Annotated in this window: 13 protein-coding genes; 5 read left to right on the forward strand and 8 right to left on the reverse strand. The window is 58.6% G+C overall.

Going from position 1 to position 15,627, the window contains the following annotated elements; all coding sequences use genetic code 11:
- Positions 1 to 81 precede the first annotated feature (81 nt).
- On the forward strand, positions 82 to 990 hold the full coding sequence (locus AB7M32_RS18735; RefSeq protein WP_454250907.1) for a LysR family transcriptional regulator: 909 nt from the start codon (positions 82 to 84) through the stop codon (positions 988 to 990).
- Positions 991 to 1,006: 16 nt separating this feature from the next.
- Here AB7M32_RS18735 and AB7M32_RS18740 read toward each other — a convergent pair whose 3' ends face one another.
- Genes AB7M32_RS18740 through AB7M32_RS18750 form a run of 3 tightly spaced genes read right to left on the reverse strand, consistent with a single transcriptional unit; the run spans position 1,007 to position 4,856 of the window.
- On the reverse strand, positions 1,007 to 2,197 hold the full coding sequence (locus AB7M32_RS18740) for an XdhC family protein (protein WP_454250908.1): 1,191 nt from the start codon (positions 2,195 to 2,197) through the stop codon (positions 1,007 to 1,009).
- 21 nt (positions 2,198 to 2,218) lie between these two features.
- Positions 2,219 to 4,351, reverse strand: a complete 2,133-nt coding sequence (locus tag AB7M32_RS18745; protein ID WP_454250909.1) for a molybdopterin cofactor-binding domain-containing protein — start codon at positions 4,349 to 4,351, stop codon at positions 2,219 to 2,221.
- A gap of 49 nt (positions 4,352 to 4,400) precedes the next feature.
- Positions 4,401 to 4,856 (reverse strand): (2Fe-2S)-binding protein, encoded by a 456-nt coding sequence (locus AB7M32_RS18750; RefSeq protein WP_454250910.1) that lies wholly within the window; start codon positions 4,854 to 4,856, stop codon positions 4,401 to 4,403.
- A gap of 416 nt (positions 4,857 to 5,272) precedes the next feature.
- Here AB7M32_RS18750 and AB7M32_RS18755 point away from each other — a divergent pair, with 416 nt between their 5' ends.
- Positions 5,273 to 5,728, forward strand: a complete 456-nt coding sequence (locus AB7M32_RS18755) for a DNA methylase (protein ID WP_454250911.1) — start codon at positions 5,273 to 5,275, stop codon at positions 5,726 to 5,728.
- A 221-nt stretch (positions 5,729 to 5,949) separates the two neighbouring features.
- Here the strand turns inward: AB7M32_RS18755 and AB7M32_RS18760 are convergent, their stop codons facing one another.
- The 3 genes from AB7M32_RS18760 to AB7M32_RS18770 form a co-directional block, all read right to left on the reverse strand.
- Positions 5,950 to 6,861, reverse strand: a complete 912-nt coding sequence (locus AB7M32_RS18760; protein ID WP_454250912.1) for a helix-turn-helix domain-containing protein — start codon at positions 6,859 to 6,861, stop codon at positions 5,950 to 5,952.
- Positions 6,862 to 6,953: 92 nt separating this feature from the next.
- Complete coding sequence (locus AB7M32_RS18765; RefSeq protein WP_454250913.1) at positions 6,954 to 7,745, reverse strand: SDR family NAD(P)-dependent oxidoreductase; 792 nt, start codon at positions 7,743 to 7,745, stop codon at positions 6,954 to 6,956.
- On the reverse strand, positions 7,742 to 9,271 hold the full coding sequence (locus tag AB7M32_RS18770; RefSeq protein ID WP_454250914.1) for an amino acid permease: 1,530 nt from the start codon (positions 9,269 to 9,271) through the stop codon (positions 7,742 to 7,744). The genes AB7M32_RS18765 and AB7M32_RS18770 overlap by 4 nt, the downstream gene beginning before the upstream one ends.
- A gap of 333 nt (positions 9,272 to 9,604) precedes the next feature.
- On the opposite strand from AB7M32_RS18770, the gene AB7M32_RS18775 reads away from it, so the two are divergent.
- Together AB7M32_RS18775 and AB7M32_RS18780 are read left to right on the forward strand one after the other, a co-directional pair.
- Positions 9,605 to 11,152: a TerC family protein gene (locus tag AB7M32_RS18775; RefSeq protein WP_454250915.1), complete on the forward strand. Its 1,548-nt coding sequence runs from the start codon at positions 9,605 to 9,607 to the stop codon at positions 11,150 to 11,152.
- Between the two features lie 32 nt (positions 11,153 to 11,184).
- Positions 11,185 to 12,291, forward strand: a complete 1,107-nt coding sequence (locus tag AB7M32_RS18780; protein ID WP_454252167.1) for an NAD(P)/FAD-dependent oxidoreductase — start codon at positions 11,185 to 11,187, stop codon at positions 12,289 to 12,291.
- A gap of 37 nt (positions 12,292 to 12,328) precedes the next feature.
- Here AB7M32_RS18780 and AB7M32_RS18785 read toward each other — a convergent pair whose 3' ends face one another.
- On the reverse strand, positions 12,329 to 13,333 hold the full coding sequence (locus AB7M32_RS18785) for an NAD(P)-dependent oxidoreductase (RefSeq protein ID WP_454250916.1): 1,005 nt from the start codon (positions 13,331 to 13,333) through the stop codon (positions 12,329 to 12,331).
- A gap of 110 nt (positions 13,334 to 13,443) precedes the next feature.
- Here AB7M32_RS18785 and AB7M32_RS18790 point away from each other — a divergent pair, with 110 nt between their 5' ends.
- A complete protein-coding gene (locus AB7M32_RS18790; protein WP_454250917.1) occupies positions 13,444 to 14,067 on the forward strand; it encodes a TetR/AcrR family transcriptional regulator in 624 nt (207 codons plus the stop codon).
- Between the two features lie 53 nt (positions 14,068 to 14,120).
- On the opposite strand, the gene AB7M32_RS18795 is transcribed toward AB7M32_RS18790, so the two are convergent.
- Positions 14,121 to 15,503, reverse strand: coding sequence for an XAC2610-related protein (locus AB7M32_RS18795; protein WP_454250918.1), 1,383 nt, complete (start codon positions 15,501 to 15,503; stop codon positions 14,121 to 14,123).
- Positions 15,504 to 15,627 lie beyond the last annotated feature (124 nt).

Below are 15,627 nucleotides of genomic sequence, written 5' to 3' on the forward strand. Positions count from 1 at the left end.
TCTGATTGCTTCCAGGGGATGGATAAATGCGGAATAACTGGTAAGACTATTTACCCCTTGCCAACAATAGGGCGCTCCACGGTGGACAAATTCGACGCCTTGCAACTCTTCATCCGTATCATCGAGCAGGGCAGCTTCACCCGTGCCGCCAATGCCCTGAACATTCCACGAGCCACTGCTACCCTGGCCATCAAGGAACTGGAACGACAGCTCGGTGCACGCCTGCTCGAGCGCACGACGCGGCAGGTTCGGCCAACGCTGGACGGCCAGGCATTCTATGAGCGTTGCAAGCGTATCCTTGGGGATCTGGAAGATGCCGAGTCTTCGCTCAGCACGGTACTGGCAAATCCACGTGGCACGTTGCGCCTGGATCTGCACGGCTCGCATGCGACCCAGATCATCTTGCCCAACATCCAAGACTTCCGTCGGCGCTATCCCGAAATCAACCTGGCGATCAGTAGTGGTGATCGGCTGGTGGACTTGGTGAGCGAAGGCGTCGATTGCGTGGTACGTGCGGGTAACCCTCGCGACTCTTCACTGGTCGCCAAGCGCTTGGCGTTGATGCCAGAGGTCGTTTGTGCCAGTCCCGGCTATCTGGCGGAGCACGGCACACCGACATCCCCCGAGCAGCTAGGCGAACATCAGGCGGTGGGTTTTTTTGCCAGTAATCACGACATTCGTTATCCCTTCAGTTTTCTCATCGACGGCCAGGTGGTCGATCAGGAGCTGGGCAGCTGGATATCGGTGAATGATGCTGAGTGCTACAGGAGCTGTGCACTCAGCGGTTGTGGCCTGATCCAAGTTCCGCGGTTTCGCGTGGAGCAGTACCTGGCAACAGGGCAGTTGGTGGAGGTCCTGGGCAACTGGCCCAGCGCCGGATTGCCGGTCTCGGTACTGTATCCCTATCATCGCCAGCTTTCCCCCAGGCTGAAGGTTTTTGTCGAGTGGGTGAGCGGGTTATATGCCCAGCGCTTCGGGCCCTTGACCTGAGAAGAGCAGGGCCTGCTTATCGCTGGTCCGTCAGGTGCTCCGAGGCAGGTGTCAGCGCCTGATAGATAGCGGCTTCGGTTGGATGGATCGGTGTGCCGCGATGCTTCAACCGACCGCCTTGTCGATGGTTCAGCACCGCGGTGATCTCCGCTAGAATCGCCATGGCCACGGTTTCGGGCGAATCCCCGCCAGTGTCCAGCCCCATCGGATAGTGAAGGCGGTCAAGTGCCGGAAGTTCTGCTGGCCGTCGATTGAGGTCATCCAACAGACGTTCGGTCCGCTCCCGCGGCCCGAGCTGGCCGATATAGGCCGCGGCCGATGTCAGGGCTATGTCCAGCCATTGTCGATCCTGCACATAGCTGTGAGTCATCACTACCACCGCCGCGCCTTGCAGTGACCCGATCTGCCTGGTGACTGTGGCCTGATCTGCGACTGTCACCTGGTCGGCCAAGGGAAAACGCTCCGTGCGGGCGAAATGGGCTCGGCCATCGACCACTGTCACATGCCAGTCCAGTAGCTTGGCCATCTGTACCAGGGGGTGGGCGTCATGTCCGGCACCAAATATTACCAGCCGGGTGGGGGGCGGCAGGTATTCGAGGAAAACCTCGGTCGCTCCGTGTTGATCGGCATAGAACCTCCATCCGGATTTACGCAGTGACAGGACGTCGGCCAAGTCGCTGCACACATTCGCCTGCAGTCGCGGATTTCTGAACCCACCAATGTACTGCCCGGAGGGATTCAGAATGATCCGCTCTCCGACTCGCACCAAGGCATTGCGATAACTCGAAATGACGGTCGCCATGGCTGCCGGTGAATGGCTCTGTCTGACGCAGTGCAGCAAGTCGACCACCGCCGATGGTTTACCAGCGACAAGGCGTTCGAGCATCACATGAACAGTCCCGTTGCAACCCAACCCGAAGGTCAGCGAGCGGTCCGGGTCATCTTCAGTGTCGTCGGCATTGGTACTGTAGCGACGTACCACGGGAGCTCCTGCTTCAGTGAACCACCAGGCCTTCTTGGCCAATTCAGCTTCCAGGCAACCACCACTGACGGTGCCGACCGTCCCACCGAACACAGGAATCAGCATCCGCGCACCGGGACGTCGATACGCAGAACCTTCGACCTTGACCACACTGGCCAGTACCGAGTCATCACCATTGCGTTCGGCAGTGGTGATCGCTGCCAACAAGTCGCTCATACCTGACATATGCACCTTCCAGATTCTGCTTTATGCACGGCTTGAGAGGCGTAACGGCAACTCGCGCAAGCGCTGGCCCGTCAGGGCGAACAGCGCGTTGGCCACCGCCGGTGCCACTGGGGGCGTCGCAGGTTCGCCCACTCCGCCGGGGCCCTCGGTGCTGGGGAGGACATGCACCTCGATCCGCGGCATCTCATTCATGCGCAGTACCCGATAATCGTGGAAGTTGGACTGCTGGACGCGCCCCTCCTTGATACTTATCTGCCCGAACAGCGCCGCGCTCAGTCCGAAGACGATAGCGCCTTCCATCTGCGCCTTGATGTTGTCCGGGTTGACCGGGATTCCGCAGTCGATCGCACAGACCACACGGTGGACACGGATCTCGTCACGCTCAATGGATATCTCCACCGCCTGAGCGCAGAAACTTCCGAAGGACTGATGCACGGCAATACCCTGGCCTCGACCAGCCGCTGCTTTACGTCCCCAGCCAAAGCGCTCGGCGGCGAGGTTCAGCACCCCCAGGTGACGGGGTTCAGTCTTGAGCAGCAGACGTCGATAAGCCAATGGATCCTGGCCGGCTGCGTGCGCCAGTTCATCAACCGCGCTTTCCATGACAAACGCATTATGGCTGTGTCCAACCGAGCGCCAGTACCACACGGGAACGTTGGAGCGGGGCGAGTGCGCTTCGACTCGATAGGCGGGTGTGTGCTTGATATAGGGCGAGTCGCTCATACCTTCGATCGATGTCGGGTGAATGCCCTCGGCATTGGGGAAGATCGACTGTCCGGCACTGGTCTGCGACCAGGACAGCGGTCGGCCGTCACGACCCAGGCCAACCCTGAGACGTTGCGCGAAGGCTGCGCGGTAATAGCCGCCCTGCATATCATTTTCGCGGCTCCAGAGCGTTTTCACCGGTACTCCCGCGGCCTTGGCGACCTGCACGGCCTCCGCCACGAAATCCTGCACGGCGCGTCTACCGAAACCACCGCCCAGGAAGGTGGTGTGGATGCGTATCTGCTCCGGGGCCAGGCCGGTGATTTTTGCGGCAGTTCGTTGATTGAAGGTTTGCATCTGGCTACCCACCCAGATGTCGCAGCTGTCGGCACCGAGCCTCACCGTGCAGTTCAGCGGCTCCATGGCGGCGTGTGCGAGGTAGGGCACGAAATACTGCATCTCGACCACTTTATGCGCGGCCTCTCGGGCTTTCTCGAAGTCACCGTTCTGTGTCGCGACCAGTCCGGGGGTATGGGTCAGCTTGACGAAATCCTCGCGTTGCCGATCGCTGTCGAGGATGACGGCACCGCTCGCTGCTTCCCATTCCACCTGCAGCACATCGCAACCCCTCTTGGCCGCCCAGTAGTGATCAGCGATCACCGCGATACCGCTGGGGACCTGAACCACGTTGCGCACGCCGGGAAGTGCCCGGGCCTGGGTCGCATCGAATGCACGCACAGTACCGCCTAACATCGGCGCACGTGCTACCACCGCGCACAGCAAGCCGTCGAGTTGAACGTCGATGCCGTACTGCGCACGTCCGCTGATTTTCTCTGGCGAGTCCAGACGCAAGGCGCCTTTGCCGATTAGCGTCCAGGCACCCGGTTCTTTCAAGGTGAGGGTGGCTGGGTCCGGTGCAGGGAGGAGGGCAGCCTGTTCGGCCAATTCGCCATAACGCAGACGGGTATTCCCGGTGATGACCACACCATTTTCGGTACGCAATGTACTGGGCGCTTGCCCAAGGCGAATGGCCGCTGCCTGGATCAGCAGGGTGCGGGCCATTGCACCGGCCCGACGGTAGCGTTCGAACTCTTCGCGAATGCTGGATGAACCGACGGTGGCCTGAACCCCTCGTTGAGGGCTGGCGTACGCCGCAGCCGCTGGCGCGTGTTCGACCTTGAGTCGACTCCAATCGGCATCCAGCTCTTCGGCGATGAGCATCGTCAGTGTGGTCCAGACTCCCTGACCCATTTCAGAGTGAGCCAGCAGGATGGTAATGCTGTCGTCCGGCGCGATCCGCAGAAAGGCATTGGGCGCGAATTCGGAGTCTGTGGTCTGAGCCATCAGGCGTTTGGCGCCGGGAACCGAGAAGCCGACGATCAGCCCACTGCCGAGCACCGCACTAGACTTGAGAAAACCGCGACGAGAGGGGACAAGAACGGGGTTCATCAGAGAACTCCTTGGCTGGAATAGGGCCGATGGAAGAGAGGGCAGAGCGTCAGGTCTTGCTTAACTCGGCAGCGCGATGAATTGCGTTGCGAATTCGCTGGTAAGTACCGCAACGGCATATATTCCCGGCCATGGCCTGATCAATATCGGCATCGGTGGGGGTGGGGTTGCTTGCTAACAACGCTGCGGCGCTCATGATTTGCCCAGACTGGCAGTAACCGCACTGGACTACATCAAGTTCGGCCCAGGCACGCTGTACCGGATGGCTGACATCTGCTGATAGACCTTCGATCGTGGTGATCTTTTTGCCGGTCACGGCTCCGAGCGGCATGACGCAACTGCGCTGCGGCGAACCGTCGATATGCACGGTACAGGCGCCACATTGGGCCATCCCGCAGCCGAATTTGGTGCCGGTCATGTGCATGAGATCACGCAGTACCCACAACAGCGGCATGTCGGCGGGCGCATCCACGTCTAATTCCTGTCCATTGACCTGTAGCTTCATCGTTAACTCCTGTGTGCGACCGCAAAGATCCGCCATGGTTAACGGATGGCCGCAATGCTGTAGGGGGCATAGGGATTGAGACGAAGCTTACAAGTCGGGCGCTCCGATCATAAAGACAGGAGAATTGAATGATCTGTGCAGGGGGGACAAACAATCAGACGGGCACCAAAGTCATTCATTGGTGGCTGGCGTCGCAGAAGCCCATGACCTGAGCGCTATATCCAGAAACAATGAAGCCAAGTGAACGTCGAGACCTTGCGCCCCTCCAAATATCAATAAAGGACGATCCACGATGCAACCGAAAACTGAAGGCGTCCAAGAGCACGGCCCCAACGGCGTGCCCTTATCGATCCAGAGTGGAGGAGCAGGGCAATGGACAACTATCATCTGAGCCCGACCCCAAGGCGCTCCAAGGGATGATTTCTGTCACCGCTGCTGACCTTGATATCGATATGGAGGATCCGAGCGGCCATGGGTTGTATAAGTGGCTGCTCGCCAGTTTTCTGATCGGTAAAAGGATCCGTTCCTCTGTCGCCGTTGAGGCGTACCGGAACTTGGTTGATCGAAATGGCTTGGATACGCCTGACAAATTGGCTCGTCGCTCGCATCGCGATCTGGTCAGATATCTCGGCCAAGCTGGCTATGCCCGTTACGATGAGTCTACCGCGAGGCTGCTGCATTGTCTGGCGACCCGCGTGTCCGGGGAATTGGATTCTCAGCTGATTGCCCTGAGCAATGGTGGGATGGACGTCTCCACGTTCCGACACTGGCTTTTGGGCTTCGAAGGCGTTGGCCCGAAGACTGTGGAGATCTTCATGCGCGAGGCAGCGGCAGTGCTTGAAAGACAATCTACAAAGGGATCTTTACGTTGAGTGGAGCCAGAGTACCGCCTGGCTGTTTTGTGGAACGCGACAGAGGTTAGTGGAAATGGATGGAGAGGACAGGAACCTTATAAACATCTTGTTTAACATAATATACATTATGTGTAGTCAATGATCAGATCAGGTGGCGCCCAGTGCAGGCTTTCTCGCTGTGCTACCCGCTGTCAGCCACAGCCCAAAACTTCCATACGTGACAGCGACACTGAACGTCGTCAGTTGGCAAAAGCTTCCTGGAGCACCAGCGCGTTACCCGCATTGGCAAACGGAACATTTGAGGTATGGCTAAGGACAAAATTCACGAACAGATGAAACAGCTCGGATTGGCTGGAAATGCCGAGCTTGAAATACAGGTGCTTGCGATGGTTTTTTACCGTGCCCTCCGCGATACCAAGGTGCAGTGAAATCGAAAGGCTGGAGTGTCCACGCAGGATCATGCTGACGATCAATTGTTCACGGGGGGTTAGCTGATCAGCGGCGAATCGCGAAAAAGCGTTGTTCAAGTGCTCTTTCAAGGCCGATGCACTGTCGTCGTGATGAGCGCAGACACCTTGATAGTGGCGTTGCAGCAATACATCGACCATCGCACGGCAGCCCTGTAAACCTTCGAACTGCAAAGCGGAAAACGTCGGAGAAGCGTTCTGTCGCATCAGTGAATAAGCAAGGTGACCGATGCCCGGCAATGCGGAGATGAAGACAATTTCTTCCGCCAATGTACCCGATTGCATGGAAATACAAGGATGCACGTCAGGGGAATTGAAGTAGTCACCCTCGAAGAAAGCATCAGGGGCCAATTCGCTCATGCGATAAAGTCCGCTCGCCTGGCCATGAGCGCAGGCGGTATAAACCGGATCCAGCAAATACGTACCGTTAAGATAGCTGTGCATCGCTCCCGGTTCGCAAATACCTTGCAGATTGTTGTGCAGTAACACTGGTGAGCCGTCCACTGGGTAAAACAGCACGCAGCTTTGGTCGAAATTCACAACGGTCCACAAAGCCTCATCCAACTGTCGGGCAAAGCCATCACACTGCAGTAACGCGACCAAGCCGGGCGTCGCGCAGTGCCATGCATCAAGGACGGGCGCGGCATCCATGCCACTTCTGCCATCCGGAACTGAAATTGCCATGCCATCCCCTTGTCTTTATCCAGTGCGCCCTACTTGTGAGCGCACCCTTAACCCAGCGATAAAGAGCAAGCATATTTCCTGCCACGATTGATTTAAACCGCTGAAAAGCCGTTGTCCACAAACAGCTGTGCGCCACTTACAAACGAAGCATCGTCGCTGGCTAAGAACAATGCGGCCCGTGCGACCTCCTCCGGCTCGCAAAGCCGCCCTTGCTGCAACTTGATCGCCGCTTCACTGGCATCCACGCCCATCAGTTGCAAGTCGCGCAGCTCCCGCTCGCCGTGAGGGGTACGGATAAAACCCGGGGCGACTGCGTTGCAGCGAATACCACGATCACGAAACTCGACGGCGATGGCGCGCGCGAACATCTGACATGCGCCCTTGCTGGCGTTGTATACGACCTCGCCTGGAGTCGCATACTGCGCGGAGATCGACGAAGTGCACACGATACTGCCCGAGCCCTTGGCAAGCATCTGTGGAAGCACCGCCTGTGTGACCAAGTACATGCTCTTGACATTCACGGCCATGAGCCAGTCCCACTCATGCTCCTGCACGTCCAGAAAAGGTTTCACGATCAAGGTGCCGGCGTGGTTGAACAGCACGTCCGCCGGACCGAATTCTGCCAGCCCTCGGGCGATAGCCTCACGAACCTGAACGGCTTGCGAGACATCGGCGCCCAGCCCCAATGCTTGACCGCCTTCGGCAATGATCTGCGACGCCAGGTTGACGGCGGCCTCCCCATTCAAGTCGATAATGATCACCTTGGCCCCTTCCACCGCAAACAACCGGCTTGCTGCCGCGCCGCATCCACCGGCGCCGCCGGTGACAATGGCCACTTTTCCGGCCAGACGGCCCTTGTCTCTGAATCGTTCAACACTAGTCATTGCGGATTTCCTTCACGACCGCCACTTACGGCGAATGCTTCTTCAGGTGACAACACCAGGCGATGACGACGATAGAAAGCAAAGTAGGCAATCCCGATCAGGTACCAGCAGGCAGCAGCGAGGGCCGCCCATTTATAGAGAGGATCGAGAAACTGATAAATCAGTGTCGCGGTTGCAATGATGATCACCGCGACGGCTCCGAATATTCCGTAAGGGCTGCGATAAGGCCGATGCAAATTAGCGAAGGAGCGCTTCAAGCGAATGTAAGCGACGCTTTGCAAGATGTAGGAAATCATTCCGGCGAACACGATCATACTCACCAGAATTCCGCCCATTAGTGCGTTGTTATCCTTGCCGAAAGTAAACCAGCAAAGCATCAGGATACCCAGTGCAGCCAGCGCCCCGGTAGCCAGTGCAATATTCGGCGTATTGCGGGTCGGGTGCGTAACCGATAGCCCGGTTGGCAAGTAACCGGCACGCGACAGCGAGTAGATATTGCGTCCTGCGGCAAAGCTGCCCGCCAGGAACGACGCCGCCAACCCCAGCACTGCCACCGCTGACAACAGCTTGCTTGCGGTATGCCCGAAAATTTCCCGGAAGCCATCAAGCAACGGTTCCGAAGACGTACTCATGAAGAAGCTGCCGCCGCCGATCGATGCGCTGAAAAACAACACGCCCAATGCCAATACCGCAAGAATCACCGTGCCCCAGACCAATGCCAGCGGCAAATGCCGGGTTGGGTTATGCGACTCCTCGGCAGTCAGTGGCAATTGTTCAATGGCCAGAAACATGTAGACGGCAAACGGCAATGCAAGCATGACGCCGGTTAGTCCGAACGGTAGCCATGGTCCGTTACCGCCCTGCACTTCGACCGGTTTGCCTGTGGTGTCGGCGGCAAGGTTCAGGGCATTGCCGGTGAAATCCATATGCGGGTAAGCCGTAATAAAGAACACGACCAGCACGGATACCGCCGCGATGGTAATGAGCACGACCGCGCGCATCGACACCCCCAAACCCCGGTTCGAAAGCATCAGCATGCAGGCATAGCCGACCACCCACCAGACAGGTTGCCATTCAGGGCCGGTGCCGAAAATTGCAGTCAGGTAGGCCCCCATGAAAAACATATTCCCCGCAGGGGCCAGGATGAATTCGATGTTCTCCGCAAGCCCCGTACTGAATCCCCCCCACGGGCCCATTGTCGTGCGAGCAAAAGAATAGGCACCACCGGTATGCGGCAGCGCAGCCGCCATTTCGCCGATTGACGAGCAAAGAAACAGGTACATGACGGCGATGATCAACAAGGCCAAGAACATGCCACCGAAGCCTTGAGCCAAGCCAAGGTTCCAACCGGAATACTGCCCCGCCACCACCGCACCGACACCGAGAATCAGCAGAGTGAAGAACCCTGCGTGACGCTGCAGACGACGCTGTTCAAAGTAACCGTTTTCTACGCTCTGGTAGCTGATTCCTGATGGATTGGCTGCCGCCGTCGCCGTCATCGGCGCTTTTGTTGTCGTTCTGTCCACGCGGTGATCCTCCGATATCTCGTTCAGGGCAAACTCCCCGTACGTCATCTTCGAATGCACCACGTAAGCTGCCTATGTCTCCAAGGGGACATGTCGACGCATCGTGCTCATCAATCTCCCCTTGTCAGATCCTGTAATAAATCGTCCCGTATGAAGTATTGGAAACCGTTGTAGGATTTCTTCCCCCATCATTGCCAGGTCTGTATGAACACCCTTCAGGAACCTCCCAGTCGCCCTTCAAAGAACCGTTTTCTCTCCTGCGCCCTAGCGGCCTGCATACGCTCGTTGCAGCCCCCTTCCCTCGCATTGATCGTCCGAGGGAGCGAATAAACCATGGAATGGATCGTTGACCCCACGGCATGGCTGGGCCTGCTGACGTTGATCGTACTAGAGCTGGTGCTCGGCATCGATAACCTGGTATTCATCGCCATCCTGGCCGACAAACTTCCGCCCGAGCAGCGCGACCGTGCCCGCATCATCGGCCTGTCCCTGGCGTTGCTGATGCGCCTTGGCCTCCTCGCCAGCATCTCCTGGATGGTGACGTTGACCAACCCGCTGTTCGAGGTGTTCGGCAAGACGTTTTCGGGCCGGGATCTGATCATGCTATTCGGTGGTGTGTTCCTGTTGTTCAAGGCGACCATGGAGTTGCATGAGCGACTCGAGGGCCACGTGGCGCAACGTTCCGGCAATGTCGCCTATGCGATGTTCTGGCCTATCGTTGCGCAGATTGTGGTGCTCGACGCGGTCTTTTCCCTGGATGCGGTGATCACGGCCGTGGGGATGGTAGAGCACCTGTCGGTCATGATGATCGCGGTGATGTTCTCGATCGGCTTGATGATGATCGCGAGCAAGCCGCTGACAAAATTCGTCAACGGCCACCCTACCGTCATCATGCTGTGCTTGGGCTTCCTGATGATGATCGGCTTCAGCCTCACGGCTGAAGGACTGGGCTTCCACATCCCGAAAGGCTACTTGTACGCCGCGATTGGCTTCTCGATCCTGATCGAGCTGTTCAACCAGTTGGCGCGCTCGCGTCGCAAGAAAAGCCTGCAAGGTCTTCGACCGATGCGCGAGCGTACTGCCCATGCGGTGTTGCGCCTGCTGGGCGGTCAGAAGCTGGGGGCCGATGAAGTCGGCGAGGAAATCGCCGACATGCTGGAAGGCGATGAGCCGGAGCAAGTTTTCCATCGGCGCGAACGGGTCATGATCAGTGGCGTGCTGCAATTGGCCGAGCGCCCGATACGCAGCGTGATGACGCCTCGTGCGCAAATTGACCACCTTGACGTGGCAGACGCTGCGCAGGAAATCCGTACGGCATTGATGCACTCTTCTTACTCGCGTTTGCCGTTGATCCGCGAAGGGCGCGTGGATGAGCCGCTAGGCTATGTCCATAAGAAAGAGCTGCTTAAGGAAATACTGGCGGGCAATCAGCCGAACCTGGAAGTCATGGCGCGCAAAGCCATCAACCTGCTCGACAGCTTCACGATCCTCAATGCACTGGAGCAAATGCGTAAAGAGTCGACCCACATCGCGTTCGTGGTGAACGAGTTCGGCGATTTCGTCGGCCTCCTCACCATGACTGACATCCTGGAATCCATTGCAGGTGAACTGCCGGACGCCAGTGAAATCGAAGGCCCGAATATTGTTCCCCAGCAAGACGGTTTCCTGGTCAGCGGCGCCCTGAATCTCAGTCAGGTCCGCGAACACATCGACTTCCAGGCGAAAGCGACAGAGGATTACCAAACGCTGGCTGGTTTGGTGATGAGCCTGCTGGATCGTTTGCCGATCGTTGGCGACACGCTCAGTTGCCAAAGATGGAGCATGACCGTGATGGAAGTTGAAGAGCGTCGAGTGACCAGGGTGCTGTTGCGTAAGGAATAAGCACAGAGATGCAATTGAAAGGAGCCATGACGGTGAGTGTCGATATCGATTGCGTAGTCGTGGGTGCGGGTGTCGTCGGTCTTGCCGTCGCGCGGGAAATGGCCCTGGCAGGTCATGAAGTGTTGGTGATTGAAGCCGGAGAAGCGATTGGTATCGGCACAAGCTCGCGTAACTCGGAGGTGATCCATGCCGGGATCTACTACCCGCCCGGCAGCCTGAAGGCCCAGTTGTGCGTCGAGGGCCGGCATTTACTTTATGCCTACTGCGATAGCCATGGTGTCAGCACACGTAAAACTGGAAAGCTGATCGTCGCCAAGGATGAAGCGCAAGTTCGCCAACTGGAAGTCTCGCTCGAGCGAGGGCGGATGAATGGCGTGGAGGGTCTACGCCTGCTCGATCGTGATCAGGCCCTCGCGCTGGAGCCTGCGCTTGAATGCATCGCAGCGTTGTATTCGCCATCGACCGGCATCGTGGACTCACATGCGTTGATGTTGGCGCTGCAGGGCGATGCTGAAGCGGCGGGCACCACCATCGCGTTCCACTCGCCCCTGATCAGCGCCCAAGTCACCGCCGACGGTTTCCTTCTCAATGTCGGAGGGACGGCACCGATCGTGCTGTCCTGTCGCCTGCTGATCAACGCGGCCGGCCTCCATGCGCCTGCATTAGCCAGGCGCATGGAGGGCTTGGCGCAACAAACGGTACCCCGGGATTACCTGTGCAAAGGCAGCTACTTCAGCCTGGCCAAGCGCGCACCCTTCACACATCTCATCTACCCTGCGCCGGAGGCCGCCGGCCTCGGGGTTCACATGACCTTGGACCTGGGCGGCCAAGTGCGTTTCGGCCCGGACACCGAATGGGTCGAGACTGAGGACTATCAGGTCGATCCATCGCGGGCCAATGCCTTCTATTCAGCGATTCGCAGCTATTGGCCCGATTTACCGGACAACAGCTTGCAACCCGGATACAGCGGGATTCGCCCGAAAATTTCCGCACCTGGCGAACCTGCCAGCGACTTTCTCATCAGCAGTGAACGGCTGCATAACGTTCCGGGATTGATCAATCTGTTCGGGATCGAATCGCCTGGGTTGACCTCTTGCCTTGCCATTGCCAGGCGGGTTCGGGGGCTGCTTGAACGCTAGCCACCGCGGACCGCCTGGCTCGGGACTGCGCAGGTCATTACCCCTGCAGCTTGCGTAACTCACCGCCCTCCTCCTTCAGACGCTCCAGATACGCGCTGGCGTCCAACAGTTGATAAGGGAAATAAAGCCCTGGCGGAGTCGGTGGCTGGCCGTCCAACCCGAGCAGCCGCTCCAGAGTCATAGCGACGCTGAGGCCGGTCAAGGGCGCAGCGCCTGCCGGGTGGATGACTGCATGACGGGTATGCAGCGGTTCGCCCTTGAGGTCATCGCCAACGAGTTCGATGATGATCTCGGTAGACATCGGCCGCCCCTGGCGTCGGCTTGAGCTCACCGCGGTGGCCATGTTGAACTGGACATTCGGTGCACCCGTCGCCGCCGCCAGGCCAACGACATCAATGGACGAGAAGCCCCCAGCCTCGATTTGCGTCCCATCCACCGCGTGGAATCTTGCCTTGGACTCCTCCCCTTCGCGCCAGACGAACACATCGTCGCGTCGTGTCAGCGCGGCGGGCAGCATTTTGTTCAGGTGTTCAAAGTCGGTGGCGACGGTCGGGCCGCCGGTGTCCTGCTCATCGACCAGCGCGTTGATACGAATATCGTGGACTCGGCTGAATGCCCGGGCAATGCTCAGCGTCGACACTGTTGTCGCGCCAGCCATCCATTCGTAACCCAGGACAATGGGCGAGGCGTCAGGCCTGTGCATGTATGTCGCGATTTCCGGTGCGATCTCGAAAACACCGGAGGAAATGCTGAGGTGCGGCACGCCGCGCTTTTGCGCAAAGCGCAACCCGGCAAGGGCGTGGTCCATGTAAAAGACCACGACGGCGCTGAGCGGGTGATCGCCGAGGCCCAGGTCGTCGGCGGCAGAGTCAATCACCACGCCCTGCGCCCCGCCAATGTGCTCCGCGGCGCGCTGAGCCTTGGCCAGGTCGCGACCACCGATCAGCAGGGGTACGTCGGGATGAGCGGCGCGCAGCGCCCGGGCGGTGTGGTGGCCAATGGCGCCAGAACCGCCCATTAGCAAGATAGGATCAATTGACATGGTGTGTTCTCCTTGTCTCTGGTTTAAACCTACTTTCAGTAGGTAAGCTAACACAACATCACACACTTCAACCTACCATTGGTAGGTTTTTATCAACCAGGAACGAAAACGTGCAGAAAAACACTGAGCAAAGCGCTATCAGCTCCCCTCCGCGCCGGCTTTCGAAAGCCGAACGGCGGCGACAGTTGCTGGATACCGCGTTATTGATCGTGCGCGAGGAAGACGCGGATCGCTTGACCTTGGGGCATCTGGCCGTTCGCGCCGGCGTGTCCAAACCGGTGGTCTACGATCATTTCGGCACTCGCTCGGGCCTGTTGATCGAGCTCTATAAGTGGATCGATACCGAGCGGGTCGCCGCTTTCCGTGACGCCATGTCCAAGACTGCGCGGAGCCTGGAGGAGACGGCCCTGGTCCTGGCCAGCGCCTACATTCATTGCGCGGCCGATAACACCGACGAATTCCATGCCGTGGGCGCGGCCCTGGCAGGCAGCGAGGAGAAGGCAGCAGTTTTCCAGGAGCTTCTGGACAACTGTGTGCAGATGTTTATGTCTGTGCTCGAACCTCATGCGACGTGGTCAGCGGACGAACTTGAGCGATGCTGCATTGGCCTGGTTGGCGCGGGAGAAGCCCTGTCCGGCGCGTTGGTACGGGGGCGGCACGGCGAAGACGAGGTCATCGGAACGTTCGCTTCACTGATTCGAAGTGTCGTAGAACCGACAGGGACGCAGCGTTAGTGACTGCCGTAACGGACCCGGGATGCTCACTGTCCGATTGGCTGCTGTGGTGCTCAACGCAGCTTCAAATACACCCCAGCCAGTCCGTCCTGTGAATCCGGCACCGCGTTGTAACCAATGACCGCAAAGCCTTTCACCAATTGAATGTGATACGGCCCGTTCTTCTCGCTGGCTTGCGGCTCGCGCACGATGATCAGGTTGTCGGCGTCCATCGGCACGATGTGATGCTCGGTCACACTGTCCTTCGTGGTCACGGTGAACTCGACGACTTCTTTCCCATTGGCGTCGCGGTCCGGGAGGATCTTCAAGTCCAGATCCGCGTCATGCCCCAAGGCATCCTGGCGCATCCGGTAATGGCCGCTGCGCTGATCGGCGTCGACATCGTCGATTTTATCGGCATCCAATTCCCGTTCTTCATCATGCAGCAGGACAGCCCGCTGGCGGTCGTCGCCCTTGGCATCGCTGACCCAAGTACCGGTGAAAAAATAGGGTTCGACGTTTTCCCGGGAGATCCGCCAGGTACCCGTTTGACCACCGTCGCCGGCATATTCATGGAGACTGATAAGGTCATCGTCAGCGTCTTCCCGAATGCCCAGCAGCTTGATCGGTTCGCTATTGCCCGCCTGGGTATAGCGCACTTCGCCAATGATCACGGCGCCTTGCGCCTGATACCAGAGCTCTACCGGGGTCTTGGCGTCGAGGGTGCCGGCAAGGATCACCGGATCCTCCTTTTCCGGACCTTCCAGGCGCGATTGTTCGTGCCACTGGCCTTCTTTCAATTCACCCGTGGTGCGCAGCGTGTAACCGCTGGGCATGCTGGTGTTTTCGCCTGGCTCGGTAGGCTGGATTTGCTCTTCGGTGCTCGAATAGAGCAGCACCAACTCGTCGCCACGCATTTTCCAGTGGGTGGCACGCGTCCAGCAGCAGTCGCGGTCGGTTTGCGAAAGCAGGATGCCGTCCAGCGGGCTGACGGAGAACATGCCTTTGCTGTCCTCCTTTGCCAGGTTCGTCAGGGCCGGGTTGAGGACCCATTGGGTTTTCTGCGGGTCTTGCAGGTAGACGTCGAATGTCGGTTTGTAGCTCGCCTCGGGATCATTGCCGTTGCGAATCGCCAAGTCCTGGCGGCCGTCGAAGTTGAAGTCGTCGAAGTACAACAGGCTCTGGGGGCCAAGTAGCCAGTTATCGACCTTACCGTTGCGGTCCACGGGCACATTGCCGGCGGGCGTCTGCAATTGCTGCAGGGCTTCGAGGGTTTTGCCGTCGCGCACGGTAATGAACGCTTGTGCCAGCTGATGTGGATGTTCCGGCGGCTCCGGGAACAGCACGTCGATCAGGTACTGACCGCTGCGATCATTCACCGAAAACGCCCGCGGCTCGGCCATGACCGAGGCTGCCAGCGCCGTGGAAAGAAGCACACTGCCGACAAGCGAACGCATCCATCGACTTCCTTGCTGAATTCGGGGCCGCAGTTTAGCGACAACCGTGATTCATCGCGAGACGACTGTTGCTATCAGATAAGCCCGGACTGTAACTGACGCCCTCCTCGCCCTTCGCTTACTG

This window comes from Pseudomonas sp. R151218B TE3479 (assembly GCF_053629195.1).

What these genes read in the sequence shown, in the direction of transcription:
- AB7M32_RS18745 (WP_454250909.1), bottom strand. Translation starts at nt 4,351, where the DNA reads ATGAACCCCGTTCTTGTCCCCTCTCGTCGCGGTTTTCTCAAGTCTAGT.
- AB7M32_RS18775 (WP_454250915.1), top strand. Translation starts at nt 9,605, where the DNA reads ATGGAATGGATCGTTGACCCCACGGCATGGCTGGGCCTGCTGACGTTG.
- AB7M32_RS18750 (WP_454250910.1), bottom strand. Translation starts at nt 4,856, where the DNA reads ATGAAGCTACAGGTCAATGGACAGGAATTAGACGTGGATGCGCCCGCC.
- AB7M32_RS18755 (WP_454250911.1), top strand. Translation starts at nt 5,273, where the DNA reads ATGATTTCTGTCACCGCTGCTGACCTTGATATCGATATGGAGGATCCG.
- AB7M32_RS18795 (WP_454250918.1), bottom strand. Translation starts at nt 15,503, where the DNA reads ATGCGTTCGCTTGTCGGCAGTGTGCTTCTTTCCACGGCGCTGGCAGCC.
- AB7M32_RS18765 (WP_454250913.1), bottom strand. Translation starts at nt 7,745, where the DNA reads ATGACTAGTGTTGAACGATTCAGAGACAAGGGCCGTCTGGCCGGAAAA.
- AB7M32_RS18785 (WP_454250916.1), bottom strand. Translation starts at nt 13,333, where the DNA reads ATGTCAATTGATCCTATCTTGCTAATGGGCGGTTCTGGCGCCATTGGC.
- AB7M32_RS18760 (WP_454250912.1), bottom strand. Translation starts at nt 6,861, where the DNA reads ATGGCAATTTCAGTTCCGGATGGCAGAAGTGGCATGGATGCCGCGCCC.
- AB7M32_RS18740 (WP_454250908.1), bottom strand. Translation starts at nt 2,197, where the DNA reads ATGTCAGGTATGAGCGACTTGTTGGCAGCGATCACCACTGCCGAACGC.